Source organism: Pseudonocardia nigra, assembly GCF_019396355.1.
Classification (GTDB): domain Bacteria; phylum Actinomycetota; class Actinomycetes; order Mycobacteriales; family Pseudonocardiaceae; genus Pseudonocardia; species Pseudonocardia nigra.
Genome location: NZ_JAHKRK010000029.1, coordinates 17,047 through 33,945 on the forward strand (window position 1 = coordinate 17,047; position 16,899 = coordinate 33,945).

Annotated in this window: 17 protein-coding genes; 9 read left to right on the forward strand and 8 right to left on the reverse strand. The window is 70.4% G+C overall.

Translation table 11 applies throughout. From position 1 onward, the window contains the following. Positions 1-13 precede the first annotated feature (13 nt). From KME75_RS10360 to KME75_RS10370, 3 genes are all read right to left on the reverse strand, one after another. A complete protein-coding gene (locus KME75_RS10360) occupies positions 14-1,402 on the reverse strand; it encodes a hypothetical protein (protein WP_219414377.1) in 1,389 nt (462 codons plus the stop codon). Positions 1,403-1,412: 10 nt separating this feature from the next. Beyond that, positions 1,413-2,924 carry an O-antigen ligase family protein gene (locus KME75_RS10365; protein ID WP_219414378.1) on the reverse strand — a complete coding sequence of 504 codons (1,512 nt, stop codon included), beginning with the start codon at positions 2,922-2,924 and terminating at the stop codon, positions 1,413-1,415. A gap of 92 nt (positions 2,925-3,016) precedes the next feature. After that, positions 3,017-4,477 (reverse strand): hypothetical protein, encoded by a 1,461-nt coding sequence (locus KME75_RS10370; protein WP_219414379.1) that lies wholly within the window; start codon positions 4,475-4,477, stop codon positions 3,017-3,019. 130 nt (positions 4,478-4,607) lie between these two features. Here KME75_RS10370 and KME75_RS10375 point away from each other — a divergent pair, with 130 nt between their 5' ends. The 3 genes from KME75_RS10375 to KME75_RS10385 all read left to right on the forward strand — a co-directional run bounded on the left by KME75_RS10375 (position 4,608) and on the right by KME75_RS10385 (position 8,540). Next, entirely contained in the window at positions 4,608-6,161 is a 1,554-nt protein-coding gene (locus KME75_RS10375) for a hypothetical protein (RefSeq protein WP_219414380.1), read from the forward strand. Between the two features lie 142 nt (positions 6,162-6,303). Next, the gene (locus tag KME75_RS10380; protein ID WP_308282683.1) at positions 6,304-7,332 is read left to right on the forward strand and encodes a glycosyltransferase family 2 protein; all 1,029 of its coding nucleotides are present in this window, start codon (positions 6,304-6,306) and stop codon (positions 7,330-7,332) included. Between the two features lie 59 nt (positions 7,333-7,391). After that, positions 7,392-8,540: a glycosyltransferase family 4 protein gene (locus KME75_RS10385; protein WP_281424488.1), complete on the forward strand. Its 1,149-nt coding sequence runs from the start codon at positions 7,392-7,394 to the stop codon at positions 8,538-8,540. Here KME75_RS10385 and KME75_RS10390 read toward each other — a convergent pair. From KME75_RS10390 to KME75_RS10405, 4 genes are all read right to left on the reverse strand, one after another. Continuing rightward, positions 8,531-9,370, reverse strand: a complete 840-nt coding sequence (locus KME75_RS10390) for a glycosyltransferase family 2 protein (protein WP_246631838.1) — start codon at positions 9,368-9,370, stop codon at positions 8,531-8,533. The two genes, KME75_RS10385 and KME75_RS10390, sit on opposite strands and share 10 nt — an antisense overlap. Positions 9,371-9,525: 155 nt before the next feature. Beyond that, positions 9,526-9,972 carry a serine O-acetyltransferase gene (locus KME75_RS10395; RefSeq protein ID WP_219414384.1) on the reverse strand — a complete coding sequence of 149 codons (447 nt, stop codon included), beginning with the start codon at positions 9,970-9,972 and terminating at the stop codon, positions 9,526-9,528. A gap of 161 nt (positions 9,973-10,133) precedes the next feature. Continuing rightward, positions 10,134-11,228: an AMP-binding protein gene (locus KME75_RS10400; RefSeq protein ID WP_219414385.1), complete on the reverse strand. Its 1,095-nt coding sequence runs from the start codon at positions 11,226-11,228 to the stop codon at positions 10,134-10,136. Between the two features lie 151 nt (positions 11,229-11,379). Further along, positions 11,380-11,646 (reverse strand): acyl carrier protein, encoded by a 267-nt coding sequence (locus KME75_RS10405; protein WP_219414386.1) that lies wholly within the window; start codon positions 11,644-11,646, stop codon positions 11,380-11,382. 296 nt (positions 11,647-11,942) lie between these two features. Between KME75_RS10405 and ctaJ the strand changes: the two genes are divergently transcribed. From ctaJ to KME75_RS10435, 6 genes are all read left to right on the forward strand, one after another. Further along, complete coding sequence (gene ctaJ, locus KME75_RS10410; protein WP_219414387.1) at positions 11,943-12,176, forward strand: aa3-type cytochrome oxidase subunit CtaJ; 234 nt, start codon at positions 11,943-11,945, stop codon at positions 12,174-12,176. Further along, the gene (locus KME75_RS10415) at positions 12,163-12,699 is read left to right on the forward strand and encodes a DUF5130 family protein (RefSeq protein WP_372452580.1); all 537 of its coding nucleotides are present in this window, start codon (positions 12,163-12,165) and stop codon (positions 12,697-12,699) included. The genes ctaJ and KME75_RS10415 overlap by 14 nt, the downstream gene beginning before the upstream one ends. A gap of 342 nt (positions 12,700-13,041) precedes the next feature. After that, on the forward strand, positions 13,042-13,647 hold the full coding sequence (locus KME75_RS10420; protein WP_246631831.1) for a response regulator transcription factor: 606 nt from the start codon (positions 13,042-13,044) through the stop codon (positions 13,645-13,647). Positions 13,648-13,761: 114 nt separating this feature from the next. Then, entirely contained in the window at positions 13,762-15,264 is a 1,503-nt protein-coding gene (locus tag KME75_RS45765) for a sensor histidine kinase (protein WP_219414388.1), read from the forward strand. Between the two features lie 120 nt (positions 15,265-15,384). Next, positions 15,385-15,741, forward strand: coding sequence for a hypothetical protein (locus tag KME75_RS10430; RefSeq protein ID WP_219414389.1), 357 nt, complete (start codon positions 15,385-15,387; stop codon positions 15,739-15,741). Positions 15,742-15,784: 43 nt separating this feature from the next. Next, entirely contained in the window at positions 15,785-16,495 is a 711-nt protein-coding gene (locus KME75_RS10435; RefSeq protein WP_308282681.1) for a response regulator transcription factor, read from the forward strand. Here the strand turns inward: KME75_RS10435 and KME75_RS10440 are convergent. Continuing rightward, positions 16,476-16,673 carry a DUF7455 domain-containing protein gene (locus KME75_RS10440; RefSeq protein ID WP_219414390.1) on the reverse strand — a complete coding sequence of 66 codons (198 nt, stop codon included), beginning with the start codon at positions 16,671-16,673 and terminating at the stop codon, positions 16,476-16,478. The genes KME75_RS10435 and KME75_RS10440 overlap by 20 nt on opposite strands. Between the last annotated feature and the right edge of the window lie 226 nt (positions 16,674-16,899).

Genomic DNA, 16,899 nt, shown 5'->3' on the forward strand with positions numbered 1-16,899 from the left:
ACAGGATATGAAGTCAGTCGCCGCTACTGCCGGCCAGCGCGGAGCGACCCTGGCGCCGGGCCGGGGTGGATGTCGGGGCGTCGTGCGGCCAGGGCAGCCGTCCGAGCAGCGTGCGCACCCGGGGAGCCAACAGGACCCCGAGATATGAGGCATCCCAGCGCTCGATCGTGGCGCGCGCGTCCAGCAGCTCCTCGGCCCGTGCCTCCCCGCGCGCGGCGACGACCAGCACCGCGTCGGCCACCGTGGCGAGCACCGCGGCGCCGGCAGGTGCGGACAGGTCCGGGGCTTCGATGATGACGACGTCGGCGAGCTGATTGAGTTCGCCCAGCAGGGCCGCGATTTCGCGGTCGGACGCGGTGCTCAGCCGCAGCGGCTGGGTACCGGCACCGAGCGTCACCCGGCCGGAGCTGTTGTGTTTGGTGACTGCGGTCACTGGGTGGGTGCCGGCGAGCAGGTCGCTGAGTCCCGGCCCGGCGCGGCTGGCTCCGCGGGACTGCATCACGACCAGAGCCATGCTACGTCCACCCTCGCTCAGGGTGTCGGCGAGGTCTTCGGCGACCTGGGACGCCGAGGCTGCGTGCGATGGCGTCGGTGCGGTGAGCATCAGGATTGCACCGCGTGAGCGGGGCAATACGGTGAACTCGTGGTGCAGGGCCGCCAGCCGCAGCCGGTAATCCTCACGGCGCGGCCCGGACGAGGCACCCCCCCACCGGCGGGGCGGCAACCAGAAGACCGGGCCGACCCGATCTGCCAGGTCACCCAGGTCGTCGGGGTTGCGCAGCCGGTCGTCGACGCGAGCGGCCAGTGATGCGGCAGCCAGCCCCAGCCCCATCCCGCCCGCCAAACCCACGGCGAGGAACAGCGGTACGACCGGTGAGGTGGGGGAGCTCGGCAGGTTCGGCGACTCGGAAACCGTCAGCCGCACCGGCGCGATCGGCGGGGTCCCTGGCGGCGCGTCGGTGTCGACGATTCCGTCGAGTGGGAGGGCGACCGCCTCCAGGCGAGCCGTCGCGGCGGCGGCCGCTTGCTGCGCGAGCTGGGGGGTGGGGCCGGTGGCATTGAGTGTCAGCAGTGCGGTGTCCGGGTCGACGTTCGCGCTGATCTCGAGCTCAGCCTCCGCCGCGCCCACGTCCGCGGCCACCGCATCCTGGAAGGATTTGTTGTCCACCAGGCTGGAATAGGTGGCTGCCCTGCCCTCGACGAACGACAAGCTGCCGAAGACGTTGCGGTCCGCCGCGACCTCGGGGACGACCGACACGTAGAGCTGCGTCGACGAGGTATAGGTGGTGTCGGAGATCGCAAGGACGGTGATGCTGGCTCCGACTCCTGCGACGGTCGAGATCAGGACGAGACCGAGCCGCCGTCGGGCCGCCGCGAACAGCGTTACCTCTCGACCGTACACGGAGGCAAGGCTACCGCCCGACGATCGGTCGGAGCGATGATCGCGCGGGGAGCAGCCGGTATCGGGTGCGGGCCGCGGGCACTCGCACAACCGGGATCTGCGTGGTCGGCGCCTCCGTGTCGACGTACCTGGCGCGTCTACCTGCTGGGACGAGGGAGGCCGTGTCCTGTCCAGAAGTACCACGGATCGCCACACCCAGGAAAATCCAGAACACGATGGACAACGAGTTCGAGATGACGTCGGCCGAGGTCTGCAGCAGGCCGAAGTAGAGCAGAGCCGTGATTCCGAGCAGCGCAGTTGGGTCACGCGGGTTGCGCCGGGCCGTTCTGGCCGCACGCACGATCGCGATGCCGATCAGGCCGAGGAACAGCACCAGCCGGATCAGTCCGCCCTCGACGACAAGAGTCAGATAGCCGTTGTCGATGCCCCGCGCCGCGCCGTCCTCCGTCAGCCGCTTCGCGACCCCCGAACTGCCTGCGCCGGTGCCGATCGGGTTGGTGGCGGCGGCGAGGAAGGCGGGAAGCAGGTCGACCCGCTCCTGGAACGAGGTGTCCTCCGAGATACTGCTGATGGCGTAGCGGTCAGGGTCCGAGCCCTCCGGGCCCAAGCCCAGGGTGCCGACCCCGACTGTGGTTCCGCCGACGACGACCACCAGGAACAGCACTCCGTAGCGGCGCGCCCCGGGGATGAGGTCGAGCAGGACCATCACCGCGAGCAGCAGCGGAAGGGCGAACAGGACGGTACGCACGCTCGTGAGCAGCAGGGCGGCCAGCAGCAACACCGCGCCGAGGGCGCAACCGATCGTGCGTAGCACTCGTCCGGGAGCGTTACGCCGTGCCACCGCGACGACGAGCAGCGCGAGCAGGCCGAGCCCCAGGTAAGTCGCCGCGGTGAGCGGCGACTCCATCGTCCCCCAGACTCGGAAGCCCTGCGGCTCGGGTACGCCGACGCTGATGAAGTTGTTGCCGACGCTGCGCAGCCAGGCCAGATCCCACGCTGGGGGCTGGAAGAACTGGACGACGGCATACGAACCGACGAGCAGCGGCAGGGCGATCAGGGTGTGGGTGGTCAGCCGTTCGACAGCGGGTATCCGGCCTGCGGCCACGAGGTAGCCGACACCCGCTGGAACAATCGCCAGCGCGAGCCCGGTGAGCTGGGTGGTGAGCGAGCCCCCCACAGAGAGCAGCGAGGTCAGCAGCAGCCACAGCACGTAGGCGAGAAACAAGTTGAGGCCAGGCGTACGCCGTACCGTCCGGCCCGTCGTGAATGCGACAGCGAGCGCAGGCATCGCGGCCACGATGGGCAGCACAGCGAGTGGGTCGTCGGGGACGAACGCCTCTGGTCCGGCGGTCACACGCCGCAACAGCCCAACCATCGGAATGGCAATCAGCGCGATGCCGACGGCAGTGGACGACCTGGGCCGTATCGCCAGCACCAGCAGTATCGCGCCGACCGGCAACACCAGCCGCAGCGGCATCGCGTCTTGCATCAGGACCGCTGTTACCAGCAACGCGGCCAGCACGGGGCCTGCCCACGGCCCGATGGTGAGCAGCCATCCCGGAAGGACCGGCCGGGAGCCCGGCCAGCCCGCCTGGCGCGCGGTTTGCTGGCTGCTCAGCATGGCGACGATTTGGCCTCTCCGGCTCGGCGAGACGGGCCGACTGACCCTGGCCAGTCGCCTGATGGCCACGGACCGATTCGCAGGATCGTGGGATGAGCGCTGACCGGTACGGTGAAGCTGGTGCCACAGGCGAGCTGGACACGTTCGGGCTCCTCCGCACCGTTGATCCGCACGTAGCTGCCCTCGGTCGCGGATGGGACGCGCACGGTGACCGGAGCGTCCGGGTTGGGCAGGTCGATGCGTCGGTCCTCGTCCCAGATCTCCCGCGCAAGCCATAGCGCGACGTCGATCGATCCGTCGGACCGGACGAAGGGGTGTACCCGCATCTGGTCGCCGCCCCCACTGATCGAAAGTTCGACGTCGGTGGCCTGCGGACGCTCTCCGTCCTCATCGCGCAGCGTGTCCAGCAGGGCTGCCATCGACGCGCCCGACGGCTTGATCGACCCGTCGGCATGGAACAGCCCGAAGTTCTTCTGGTCGTCGTCCCGGTCGGGGTCGGGACGGATGTCGAGCAGCTCGTAGGTGTGGGTCAGCGCGATGCCCCTGCGGTTGTACTCCAGGAACATCTGCGGCAGGTAGGCGCTCTCGGCCAACATGGAGGTCGGCTTGTGATCGCCGTCGGTCTCGATCGCGTTGTGGTAGCCGCCCTCGGTCACCACCGGGACCGCGTTCGGATCCGCGGCGCGCGCGTAGCGAAGCGCCTCGTCGATCTCCGCCTCCGGCAGGAGGCCCGCAGCGTACGGGTGCATATTGAATCGCTCGCTGACGCCATCGTCACCGTAGGTTGTGTAGGCAGCCCTGGTGGTGCGACACAGCGAGGGGGTGGTCAGCGGAACGTCGCGCAGCACAGCGTAGGAGTCCATCAGTGAGCGCAGCTCTCGAGCCTGAACCCGGTAGTGCTGAGCCTCCTTGTTGCTCCAGTCGTCGCAGTCGGGCTCGTTGTCGGACTCGATCTGGCTGGCTGTGCCAGGGGCCTGCCCGGCGAGCATGCGGATCTGCTCTTCGAGTGGCATCTCGGCGCCGTCGTTGACGACATAGGACACTCCGGCGCCTGGGCCGGCCTGCTCGACGAAGGCGGCGTAGAACTCCATCGACTGCGGGGTCAGCGCGTCCCGGATGTGCCGGACTCCGAGCCGGTCGAGCATCGCCAGCAGGTCATGCTCGCCGTAGGCGGTATCGAAGTAGTGGTGGTGCATCGCGACCCCAACTGTGTCGAGGAACGCGTCGGCCGGTGTGGCACGGTGGGTCTGCCAGTCGCCCGACTCGCTGTCCGGGCCTCGGAGGAGAGCGAGGATGAGGAACATTATGATGCCGGTGGCGAGCAGGACGACCATGAGCGTGTAGCGCCGGCGGCCGCGGCCGTCACGAACGGCCACGCGCCGGGAGCGACGCGCCGGGACCGGGCGGCCAGGGATGGGCCCGGTCGGATCCTGGGGGCCGTCCATCACGAACATCAACCCATCGAGTATCGCCTGGCTCAAGACGCAGGTCGCGGTCAACGCTGGTGCTTCGCCTGGGGCGCGAGCCAGCCGTCGTCGGCGACCGACCACCGTGTCGCGGGAGCAGTGTGGGCTCGGGAGCAGCGTGATCGTGTCGCGTGCGGACAAAAGCGACCATAGCGGACAGGAGGTGAAGCGGCTGTCACGGTCGTTCAACCTCAGCTCAGGGCCGAACCCCGACCCCAACGCCTACCGTGATCGCCACTCGTTCACCTACGCTGACAAAGTGAGGACACTGCTCGCGGCCCGCCGTCATCCATGGCTGACACTGTCCTCGGTGATCGCCGGGACCGCGCTGGCGCTCGTCGCGCTGCTGCTCACCCCTCCGACGTACCACTCGTCGTCGGTGATCAATGTGGCAGCGTCGCCCACGGTGGCCGCCGCCGACCTGTTCGGCAGTAACCGATTTGTCCAACAGCGGGCAAGCACCATTGCAGCGCTGGTGACCACCGACACGTTCGTGGATGAGGTCGCAGCGCAGCTTCCCGGCGAGGACACCCCAAACCTGACCGCTTCGGTGCGGCAGGACACCTCGCTGCTCTCGGTCGAGGCAGCCGGCTCCAGCCCCGAGGGGGCGCAGCAGGCGGCGACTGTCGCGACGGACCTGCTGGTTGCCCGTGCCCGAGCATTGGACGAAGGCCTGGGTGGGGTCCCCACGACACAGCTCGTCGTCGTGGAGGCCGCAGCTCTCCCGCGGTCGGCCAGTCAACCCGTCGCCTGGGTCTTCGTCGCGGTGGGGCTGCTGCTCGGTGCCGCTGTCGGGTTCGCCGTACTCCGGCTGCGGATGCGCTCGGACAACCGGGTGAGCAGGCCCAGCGACCTCGTCGAGATCAGCGGCGACACCGGCGCGGTGTTCTGGATGCCGGACCGCCGGTGGAACGGGGCGAGCTCCGGCCCGCGGCACGCCGAGTACGCCGAGCGGCTGGCGGCGGTGCACCAGGAGTTCCTGGCCATGCCCGGCCGCGACAGCCGGATCCTGCTCATTGCCGCGCCTAGCCAGGCTCACGCCGAGACCGCGCACCAGGTCGCTGACGACCTCAGCACCACCCTGGTATGGGGCGGCAGGCGGGTAGTCCTGCTGCGGTTGGATGGCGACGAGCAGGACGAACACCGGCCTGGCCTGAGCGACGTGCTCGCCGGCAGCCACTCCATGAAGCAAGTCATCTTCCGAGACCTGGTCGGACGCTTCGATGTCGGTCCAGGGCAGCAGGTTCTGCGGCTGCTGACGGCCACCGAACGCGAGATTCGCGCCGTCATGGGGCAGCTGCTCGCCGTCGCCGATCTCGTGATCATAGATGCGCCGCCGCTGTCTTCGCCGGTCGGCTTCCCGGTGATGTCCCAGATCGTCGACGCAGTTCTCGTCACAGCCACGCCGAAGGACGTGCGTACCGACGAGCTGATGAGGGCCAAGTCCACCGTGGAGCGGCTGCGAGTGCGCTATCTGGGGCTGATGCTCGCCCCCCGCGAACCGCTGCCCATGGCGCTGCCCTCCCCGAGCCCCGCACGGGCTTCTGCATCCACCGGCGCGCGCCCCGAGGCAGGCTCCGACGAGGGTCTCGCTGGCACCCCCGCCGGAAGCTCGGAGGACCGGGCCAGGCGGCAGCCGGTGCGGCGAGCGGACGTATCCGGCTTCTCGTAGCGACCACACCGCACCGGATCGGCCACTGGGCCGGCGGGGCCAGACCGGATGCGTGCTCCCGTTGATTCGGCAAGCTGCCACACCGGCGATACCATCCGGTCGATACCGGTCGGGGACGCTTCCGCAGGAGGAGAGGGACGTCGTGTCCACTGCACCGCAGGTCTGCATCGGGATCCCCGTGTACAACGGCGCGAAGTACATCGCAGCCTCGATCGAGGCGTCGTTGGCTCAGACCTACTCCGATATCGAGGTCGTGGTCGCCGACAATGCCTCGACCGACGAGACCGCAGCCATCTGCGCCGAGTTCGCCGCTCGCGACCCGCGGTTCCGCTACGTGCGGTTCTCCGAGCACCTCGGGGTGGCTGAAAGCTTCACCCGTACCTTCGGGCTCTGCCACAGCAAGTACTTCATGTGGGCGGCCTCCGACGACCTCACCGACCCGACCTTCGTGGAGAAGGCGATCGAGGTTCTCGAAAGGCGACCCGATGCCGTGGTCTGCTACAGCGAGACCGCGATCGTTGACGATGCCGGCGAGGTACTGCGCAAGGACGAGTTCATGCTCGACCTGGACCACCCCAGCCCCAGCACGCGCTTTCACCGAATGGTCATGGCGCCGCCGAAGGTCCACGGCGCCCACGAGCTGTACGGTCTGATCCGCACCGACGTGATGCGTCAGACCGGGGTGATGAGCAACCACGTGATGGGGTGCCGGGTGCTCCTGGCCGAGCTGGCGTTGCGCGGGCGGCTCGCCCGGATCGACGAGATTCTCTTCCTCAACCGTGATCATGGTGGGCGTTCTCAGCGCGCTGGCCGCCCCCATGCCAAGCCCGGGCAGGTCCTGACGGCATTTCTGCCGATCGGCGCGTGGCCGCCGAGCGAGTTCTGGAACCCACGCAAGCGCGGGCGGATCGTGTTCCCCGAGTTCGACATCACCGGGCAATGGTTACTTGCGGTGCTCCGGTCACCGGTGTCGCTGCCGGCAAAGCTGCGGTGCTTTGGCACGCTCGCCTGGACGCTGGTGTGGCGGGCGCCGAAGTTCGGTCGGGACGTGGCGATCGGCACCGAGCAGGCCGTCCGGCTCGCCGCGAAGGGGCAGGCCCCGTGGCGCGGCGGCTTGCACGAGTACCTCGGTGACTACGCTCAGACGTCCGCGAACCGCCGTTCGGCGTGAGCATGAGGAGGGTCCGGGTCGCTTTCGTCGATCACTGTGCCCGGGTCTCGGGCGCGGAAATGGCGATGCTTCGGCTCACGAGCGCGCTGCGCGAGGTCGAGGCGCTGGTCGTGCTCGGTGAGGACGGTCCGCTGCGCCCGCGCCTCGAGGAGGCGGGGGTCGAGGTGGTCGTGCTGCCGCTGAGCGGACGCACTGCCACTCTGCGGCGGGACCGCGTGAGCGGCAAACTTCCGTTGTTCGCGGTCACCGACGTCATTGCCTACGTGTATCGGCTACGGAGGCTCCTGCGCGAGCGGGGCATCGAGGTGGTGCAGACCAACTCGCTGAAGGCGTGTCTATACGGTGGCCTGGCTGGCCGGCTGTCCGCGCTGCCCGTGGTGTGGCACGCACGTGACCGCTACAGCACCGACTATCTTCCGCGGCCGGCCGTGACGCTGGTTCGCATGGCCGCTCGACTGCTTCCCACGGTTGTGATCGCCAACTCCCGCACGACGCTGGCGACCCTGGCCCCGCACCCGCCTCGGCAGCCCCGCATCGCGCTGTCCAACGTGCTGGACGAGCCCGCCTACGAAGTCGGGCGGCGCAGGCTCGCCGCGTGGCAGTCCGGCGCGGCGCTCTCCGGGCCACTGGTCATTGGGCTCGTCGGGCGGATCTCGCCGTGGAAGGGCCAGGAGGTGTTCCTGCGGGCGATCGCCGAGGCCTTCGGGGAGCACGACCCGAGCCGGGTGCAGGTACGCCTGATCGGGTCCGCGATGTTCGGCGAGGACGACTACGCCGTCTCGATGCAGCGGCTGAGCCAGGAGCTGGGCATCGATGACCGCGTGCAGTGGCGCGGCTTCTGCGAGGACGTGCCCGCTGAGCTCGCCGAGCTCGACGTACTGGTGCACTGCAGCACCATCCCTGAGCCGTTCGGGCAGGTTGTGGTGGAGGGCATGGCCGCGGCGCTCCCGGTGGTCAGCACCGATGTCGGCGGTCCAGCCGAGGTGATCGACGACACCCGAACCGGTCTGCTGGTTCGCGCCGGTGATCACCACGAGCTGGCCGCGGTGCTGACGCGGCTGGTGGCTGATCCCGACGAGCGGCACCGGCTCGGGTCCGCGGCCCACGATGCGGCGAATGCCTACCGCGGGGAGAACGCCGCAGCGCCCTTCGACGCGATCTTCCGTAGGCTGAGTGCCCGCCGGAGATCAGGAGTGATTCACAGGTAGAACACGCGGTGGCGGACGCTGCCGATCAGCCGCCCGACACTGCCGCCGAGGTGGGTGACGAATCGCGCCGCGCCACCGGTGCGCGGCACGGCGAGGAGAAGTGCGATCAGCCGCAGGTAGCTGTACACCACGCGTGGCAACGTCCGGCGCTTCATGCCGTGCTCACGATGGGTGAGGTAGAGCTGCACCTCGGCCTCCCCGTATTTGCGCTCCTGCCGGAACGTCTCGCGGATGCCGGCGCGGTAGCGGTAGTGCACCACGGCCTCCGGCGCGAACTGGGCCCGGTAGCCTGCATCATGCAAGCGCCAGGACAGCTCCACGTCCTCGAGTTGTCCCTGTCGGTCGTCGAACCCGCCCACCTCGTCGAACACCGAGCGCCAGATGCCCATTGCCGCTCCGCTGACCGCAGGAAGATGCCCGCGCATCACGTCGATGCGCTCGTTCTGCAGCGGGGATCGGCGTGAGCGCACCCGCTCGTCGTTGAGCAGATCGACGTCGAGCCGGCCACCGACGAACGGTGCTCGGGCCAGCGCCCGACCCATGTGCAGTAGATAATCGGTGGCGGCCAGGTCGTCGGCGTCAAGGAACAATAGCGCTTCACCTTTCGTGCAACGCGCCCCTCCGTTGACTGCCCCTGCCTTGTACTCCGACTCTTCGTCACGTACCACCGTGACGCGGGGGAGCCGGTCGGAGAACTGTGCGGCGACCGCGGCGGTGCCGTCGATGGAACGGTGGTCGACGACCCACACCTCCCACCATTGCGGATAGCTCTGCACACAGAGCGATTCCAGGGTTGCCGGCAACGTGTCGGCCCCGTCGCGGACCGACATCACCACGCTGATCGTGGGCAGGCCGGGCGCGGAGCGGTCGATCTCGCCACTCTCGTGTCCCGCGCTCGTCATGTCTTCACCTCTACGCCGTGACGCGGCCACTCTCCCCTGGCGGCAGAGTCTAGGTCACTACGCACGCGCGCGGCCAGACGTGGTCACGAGGGCTTCAGGATCCGGGCAGGTGAGGCGAACGCGATGGCGCCCGCGGGCACGTCGGTGACGACGATGGCGCCGGGACCGATCCGAGCACCGTCGCCGATGGTGACGGCGCCGGTGATGACGGCGCCCGGGCCGAGCGTCACGCCGTTGCCGATTCGCGGCTGCCCGGTGTCGTCCCCAGCGCCCTGTCCGAGCGTGACGTTCTGGCGGATGAGCACGTCGTCCCCGATGACGGCCGACGATCCCAGGACAACACCTTGGTGGTGGCCGATCTTGACCCGCCGCCCTATGACGGTGGTGTCGTAGATCTCGGTGCCGTAGAGATTGCGAATCAGCGTCTTGAGAACCCAGTACACCAGCCCGACGGGAATCCGCACCGGCGCCGGCTGGCGCCGGCGCCACGCGCCGATCCGGTGGACGACAAGTGCATGCAACCCCGGCATGGACCACGACCGCCGGTGGGTCTGCCAATCCTCGCGTAGCTGCGCACCCAGAGAGATCCGTGGGACCGGACCATTCATCGATGTCTCCAGAGGTGTTGCCATCCAGTGGACGCGGCGCCGACGATCAGCACGGTGCCACCGGTCACGAAGTCGAGCAACGGTCACCGGCGGACAGCCTTTCCGCTTCCGGCGAGAGTGAGGGACGGCACGATCTTCACGACGGCTGGGACGTGGGCTGAACTCAGCCGCTCGGCGCAATAGCTGCGCAGCCGGGTCGGCAGTGTCTGTTCGTCGGCCTCACGGGTCGGCACCACGACCGCACTGAGAATCCAGCCGCTGAGGGGGTTGGGCCGGGCGGTCACGACGCTGTCAACCACGTCGGGGTGGCCGCGCAGCGCGGTCTCGACCTGCTCGGGCCACACCTTCACCCCGGCGACGTTGACCACGCCGGAATCGCGCCCACGGAAGTGCACCCGGTCGCGGTCCAGCTCGACAACATCGCCGGTGGAGACGAATCCGTCCGGACCCGCTCCAGGGACCCGGGGGGCGTGGACGTGCAGGATCGAGTCGCGGACGGCCAGGCGGATACCGCGCGGTGGGTCGGTGAGGTAGGTGGCCGGAAAGCCCGCGCGCCCGTCACTGACCGAGAACGCCGCCCCTGTCTCGGTGGAGGCGAACACGTGGGTGATCCGGGCCGCGGGAAACGCCTGCGCGAGGGCGTCGAGCACGAGCTGGTCGGCGATCTCACCGCCGAGGGTGATCTGCTGCAGGTTGAGCTCCGCGGAGTGCGGGGACTGCAGGGCCTGTCGCCACATGCTCGGCGTGCCTGAGAGCGCGGTACATCGCCGGGCGGCGAACCAGGCGAATTTCTCGGACACCGAGGACAGGTGCGCGGCATCGATCAGCAGTCCGCCGTCGGCCAGAGATTGGAGCACCACCTGTGTGCCTGCCATCCGGGTCGGTGCATAAAGCAGGCCCCACCGCCTTGACCGCTGCGGGCGCATGCGTACCAAGCGTGCGAGCGAGCCAAGGTCGTGGTCGACTGGCTTGGGTCGGCCGGTCGTGCCAGACGTGTAGAGCCGCCACCGAGTGCGAACGTCCGTGAGCTGCCGATCAGCCGAACGCGTCGCTTCGGCTGTGGGAGTGATGCTGTCGGGGAGCACGACCGCACCGCGAGGTGCGGGCTCGTCGAGATCGCCAAACAAGTGCACCTCGGCGGCCCAACCCTCCAGAGCGGTGACCGCGGCGGCGAGCACGGCGGCTCTCCGCCCCACGAGCACCCCCACGCCGCCGCGGGCCACACGTGCGCGCAGGCGCATCGCATCGGCACGCAGCTCGGCGTAACTCAGGATGCCGGTGTCGTCCTCGACGGCGGGCCGGTCGTCGGCGGGGACAGCGGCGAGCAGATCAGGCATTGTCGGAGGGGGCGAACCGACGGTAGATCTCGGTGAGCTCACCCACGGTCTGGGGGTAGATGGGCCTGTCCATCTTCACGAAGGGGTCGTAACCGAGGCTGTCTTCCAGCCGGGTGGCCAGCACCGCGATGCCGAGGCTGTCCAACCCGGTTTCCAGCAGGACGTCCTCGTCACGCAGCTGGGGTACCGGTCGGCCACCCTCCTTCAACAAGCTTGCGATCTCGGTGACAACGACCTCGTGCACGTCTACCGCGCCCATCCAGAACCCTCTTTCCAGTCCATGAGCCCCGAGTCGTCAGTGCGGGCAGAGTTTAACTACCTCAACCTGGTGAACGGGGGCCCTGTGTGGGACGTGGTCGGGCGGCCGGTCGAATGCTTGGCAGGCTCCCCATCGAGCCGAGTGCTACGTCGAGCCGATCTGGGGTCGGAGGGGGAGAGGCCACCGCTGGGGTAGGCCGTTGTCTCCCCCGAACGTTCGATACCGGAGGTGGTGCCGGATCCGGCGACCGCCCACCTGGTGCGCAGCGCACATCCGCGTCGACTACCTTCTAGCCCGTGAGCGTGCTGGAGACGATCCTCTACTTCGTGGTGCCGTCGGTGGGGTTGTATCTGCTCATCGCGCTGCTGGTCGTCGCGCCGCGGCTCGCGCGCCGTCCGCGGTACCGGGTGGGCCAGCCGTGGCCGTTCGAACCGCTGTGGTGGACGGCCAACCCGGAGGGCGCGCAGCTGCCCGCGGTCGAGGGTCACGCGGTGACCGGTGAGCGAGGAGGTGCCCGTGGCAGCTGGTGAGAAGACCCATCCCGGCGGCACGATGGACCACGGGGGCACCGGCACGGCCGTGGAGATCCCGGGCAGCGAGAACCTGCCCGAGGGTTCGGTCTACACCGCCTCCGGCCGCGTGTCGGTCGCCGAGGACTTCGTCGAGCCGTCCCCGGCCGACGAGCCGTTCACGCCGGTCCAGCTCACGCGCCTCGACGAGGCACTCACGCTCGCGAGCCGGGAGACCGGTCTGCGCTTCAGCGTCTACCTCGGTGACCTCGGGGCGGACACCGGCGCGCGCAGCGCCGAGCTGCACGGCGAGCTCGAGGGTGCGAGCGAGGCCGTGCTGGTGGCGGTGAGCCCCGGCCAGCGTGTCGTCGAGGTCGTCACCGGCTCGGAGGCCCGCCTCCGGCTGCCCGACCGCGGCGCCAAGCTCGCCGTCATGAGCATGGTCGCCTCGTTCAAGGAGGGCGACCTGCTGGGTGGGCTGCTCAGCGGCCTGCGGATGCTCGCCGACCAGGCAGGCGGCCGGCGCCGCATCTACCACCCCTGAGCAACGGCGGGCGAGGCCCCTCCCTCCCTCCCTCCCTCCCTCCCTCCCCACCCGCCGTCCGTTCGATCCTGTCTCAGCCAGGGTGACGCTGTCAGTCGTTGACGGTTCACATACCCAATCCTGACGACGCCATCGAGCGCGTGTCGCCGTGCACCCGCTCGGTGCAACGGGTGCCCTGGCCTCCACTTCGGAGGGTTACCGGCCACACTCGTGGGTACGCGACTCTGCACCGGTGCTACGGGGCCGGTGCGCACCCGACCAGGACGGGGACGGTCCCGCCCTCTGCTCCGCCGTTCGCCGGAAGCCGTCGTCGACGACCACGAGCTGGTCGCCACCTCACTGATGCACAGCCTGCGGGCCGAAGGGATATCGGCCGGCTGGTGTGCGGCGCGCAGCGTGGCCGGGATCCTCGCCGAGGCCGCCGCGTTCCCCCCGGGCATCGCGCTGCTGGACCTCGACCTCGGCCGCGACCCGAACGGCACGCGCGTGGACGGCACCCATCTCGTCGGCCCGCTCCTCGACTCCGGCTGGCGGGTGCTGGTGCTCTCGGGAAGCTCGGACCGCACCCGGATCGGGGGAGCGCTGGCGGCCGGCACACTGGCCTGGGTGCCCAAGCACGCGCCGTTCCCGGCTCTGCTCGCTGCGGTGCGCGCGGCCTTGGGCGGCGGCACGGTGATGCCCCCGAACCGCCGGGCGGAGCTCATCGACCTGTACGAGGAGCGCACCGCGCGCCACCGCGAGCTCGCCACCAAGATGGGCCGGCTCACCCAGCGCGAACGCGAGGTGCTCGCCGAGCTCGCGCGCGGCAAGCGGGCACAGGCGGTGGCCGACCAATTCGTCGTGTCGCTGTCGACGGTGCGCACGCAGATCCGGGCGATCCTCACCAAGCTCGAGGTCGGGTCGCAGCTCGAGGCCGTCGCGCTGTATCGGCGGGCCCACGGCTCGTGACCAAGCGGACATACCGCTGCCGATTGACGGCGCTCCCCGCGGTCGTTCAGGGTGGCAGTACTACCGAATGACGTCAGCGGGCTGCGGGGAGCCTCGTCCGAGGGGAGGGCTCCCGTGCGCGACCAGGTCCGCGGCCGTCTGCGGCTGCCCGGTCGGCCGCCGACGCGCCTGTTCACCGACACCGTCATCGTCGGCGCCGCGTGCGTCGTCGTCGGCGGGCTGAGCGGCGCGGCGGACGTCGGGGGCGCCCTGCCGCAGCCGGTCACCGGGCAGGTGCTCACCCTCCTGGCCGCCATCGTCGCCGCCGGTGCGGCAGCCCTCGGCGGCTTCGCGGCCCGCCTCACGAACGACCCGCGCCCGCGGTGGATCGCCGCCGCCCTCGCGCTCTACGCCGTCGTCGTCCTGCCCCTCACGGTCTCCGTGACGGCGTCGCCGGACCTGTCCGTCAGCTCGGCCCGACTGGTCGCCTATCTCCTGATGATCGGCATGCTCGTCGCCGCCATCCGGCCACCTCCGCGGGTCGGTACCGGTGGCACGTGGGCGATCGCCGCCGCCGGGGCCGCCATCGCCTGGCTCGCGCTGGCCGCCCACTTCGTGGCCCCCGCGTTCATGCGTGCGGTGCTCGAGGGTCCGATCGCCACCGTTGCCGTCCTGATCGGATGGACCGGTCTCGCCGCCGCTGCCGTGGTCGAGGGGTACGGGCGCCGCTCCGGCCCGCGCTGGCGGGTCGGCCTCGGCCTGGTCGTGCTCGCGGCCGCGCAGCTCCACCGCGTCCTGGTGAACGGGGGGCACTTGCCGGGGGACCTGCTGTTCGCCGGGTTGCGGCTGCTCGGCCTCGTCGTGGTGGTCACCGGCCTCGCGCAGCTGGTCACGCGCAGCGTCGCCGCCTTGCACTCCGAGCAGTTCCAGCAGCAGGAGGAGCTCGCGAACGCGGCGCTCCACATGGAGCGCGCGGCGGAGATCGCGGCCGAACGCGACCACGAGCTGCGCAACGGGCTGGCCGGCCTCGCCGGCATCACCCACCTGCTCAGCTCCAGTGCCGCAGGGGAGGAGCAGGACCGGCTCAAGCAGGCCGTGTTGGCCGAGCTCGGGCGGCTGCACACGATCTTGGACGGCGGCACGCCCGAGGTCGCCGACCTGGGCGGCCCCGCAGCCGTCCGGGTCCGGTACGACGTGGAGCCGGTGCTGAGCGGGCTCGCCACGCTGCGGCGCGCGGCCGGCACGCCGATCGGTCTCGAGATCGAGCCGGGCCTGCAGGCCTGTGGGGACTCCGCGGTGCTCGCGCAGGTCGTCACGAACCTCATCGCCAACTGCGAGCGCCACGCGCCCGGTGCCGCCGTGGTCATCCGCGCGTGCCGCCGTGCCGACGAGGTGGTGGTGGAGGTGCGGGACGAGGGCCCCGGGCTGCCCGCCGGAGCGGGCGACTCCCTGATGCGTCGGGGCGTCCGGGACGCCGCTGCGGGCGGTTCCGGGCTCGGACTGCACATCAGCCGGCAGCTCATCGAACGCGAGGGCGGAACCCTCGATCTGCGGACGGTCGACGATCCGCGCGGCATGGTCGCCACCGTGACCGTCCCCGCCGCGACCGCACCGTTCAACGCTCCACTGAACCGGTGACGGAACGTCGCGCAACCTCCCTGGCATCACCAAAGTTGGTGATGGTTTGATCGCTCCGGCGACCGCATACTGTGGACAACGGCTCCTGATAGCCACGAAGGACGAAGGGCAGGAACCCACATGGGCGACACGGCACCGATGCATCCGGACGGCCTGCCGCGCCGCCGTCCGCGGCAGTCCGGTTCCTCCCTTCTCACCCCGCCCACCGGTATGCCCGCGCTCCCGGACCTCGGGACGTCGATCCCCACCCAGCGCGCGGGCGAGCCCGCGGCGCCGTCCACCCCGTCCACGCCGCCCGCCCAGCCGGTGCGGCCCACCGTCGTCGAGCCGTGCGCCTGTGGCCACGCCCGGGAGGCGCACGAGCACTACCGTCCCGGCAGCGACTGCGGTGTCTGTGGTGCCGAGAGCTGCGCCGAGTTCCGCGCCGAGGGCGGCGCGATCCGCAAGCTGTTCCGCAAGTTCGGGCTCACCGCCTGAGCGCGCCCGAGCCGCGCTGACCCCGTCGGCCGCGCGGACGTCCGTGTCCAGCCGGATCCTGCTCATCGAGGACGACTCGACGATCGGGGAGGTCCTGACGTCGAGCCTGCGCAGCCATGCGCACGAGGTGATGTGGGAGCGAACGGGGGCGAGCGGGCTCGCGCGGGCCGCGGCCGGCGCCGTCGACCTCGTCCTGCTGGACCTCGGGCTGCCCGATCTCGACGGGGTGGAGGTCTGCCGACAGCTGCGGCGCGCCCAACCCGGCTGTGTCCTCGTCATGCTGACGGCGCGCGGTGCGGAGATGGACGTGGTGGTGGGGCTCGAGGCGGGAGCCGACGACTACCTGGTCAAGCCCGTCCGGCTGGGTGAGCTGCACGCCCGGATCCGCGCGCACCTCCGCCGGAACGAGGCCACGGCGACCGTGCCACCGGTCCGGCCCATCGGCGATCTCGTCGTCGACGTGCCACGGCGCCGGGTCACCGTCGCCGGAACGGAACTGCGCCTGCGGGCGAAGGAGTTCGACCTGCTGGCCCGCCTCGCCGCGCAACCCGGGGTGGCGCTCAGCCGCGAGACGCTCATGGCCGAGGTGTGGGACGAGCACTGGTTCGGCTCCACTAAGACACTCGACGTGCACGTCGCGGCGCTCCGCCGAAAGATCGGGGAGATCGCCGCGGCCTCCGGCGCCCGGGTTCCCGAGATCGTCACGCTGCGGGGGCACGGCTACCGGCTGGAGCTCACGGGCCCGGTGGACTGAGGCTCAGGCCGGCGCCGATGGCACGCAGCGCGGCGCTGTGCTCGCGGGCGTGGTGGCCACAGAAGAGCAGCTCGCCGCCGGTCGGCAGCGACGCCCGGACCTTCGCCGCCGCCCCGCAACGGTCGCAGCGGTCGTGGGCGGTGAGGGCGTGCGAGGTGATGGTGGCTGCGGTGGTCATGGCGTCACGCCGCCGCGAGCAGCGCCCGGCCGGACGCGGTGAGATGGGCAGGTCCCGGCTGCGCGTCGATCGCGATCAGACCGGCGGCCGTCAGTCGCGAGCCGGCGAACTGGTCGCTGAAGCAGAGGCCGTCGACGACCAGGACCTCGCCCGTGGGGCCGGCGATCCGGCACCGGCCGGCGGCGACGGCACGGAGAACGGCGCGGTCGCGGTGGGTGAGGGGGGG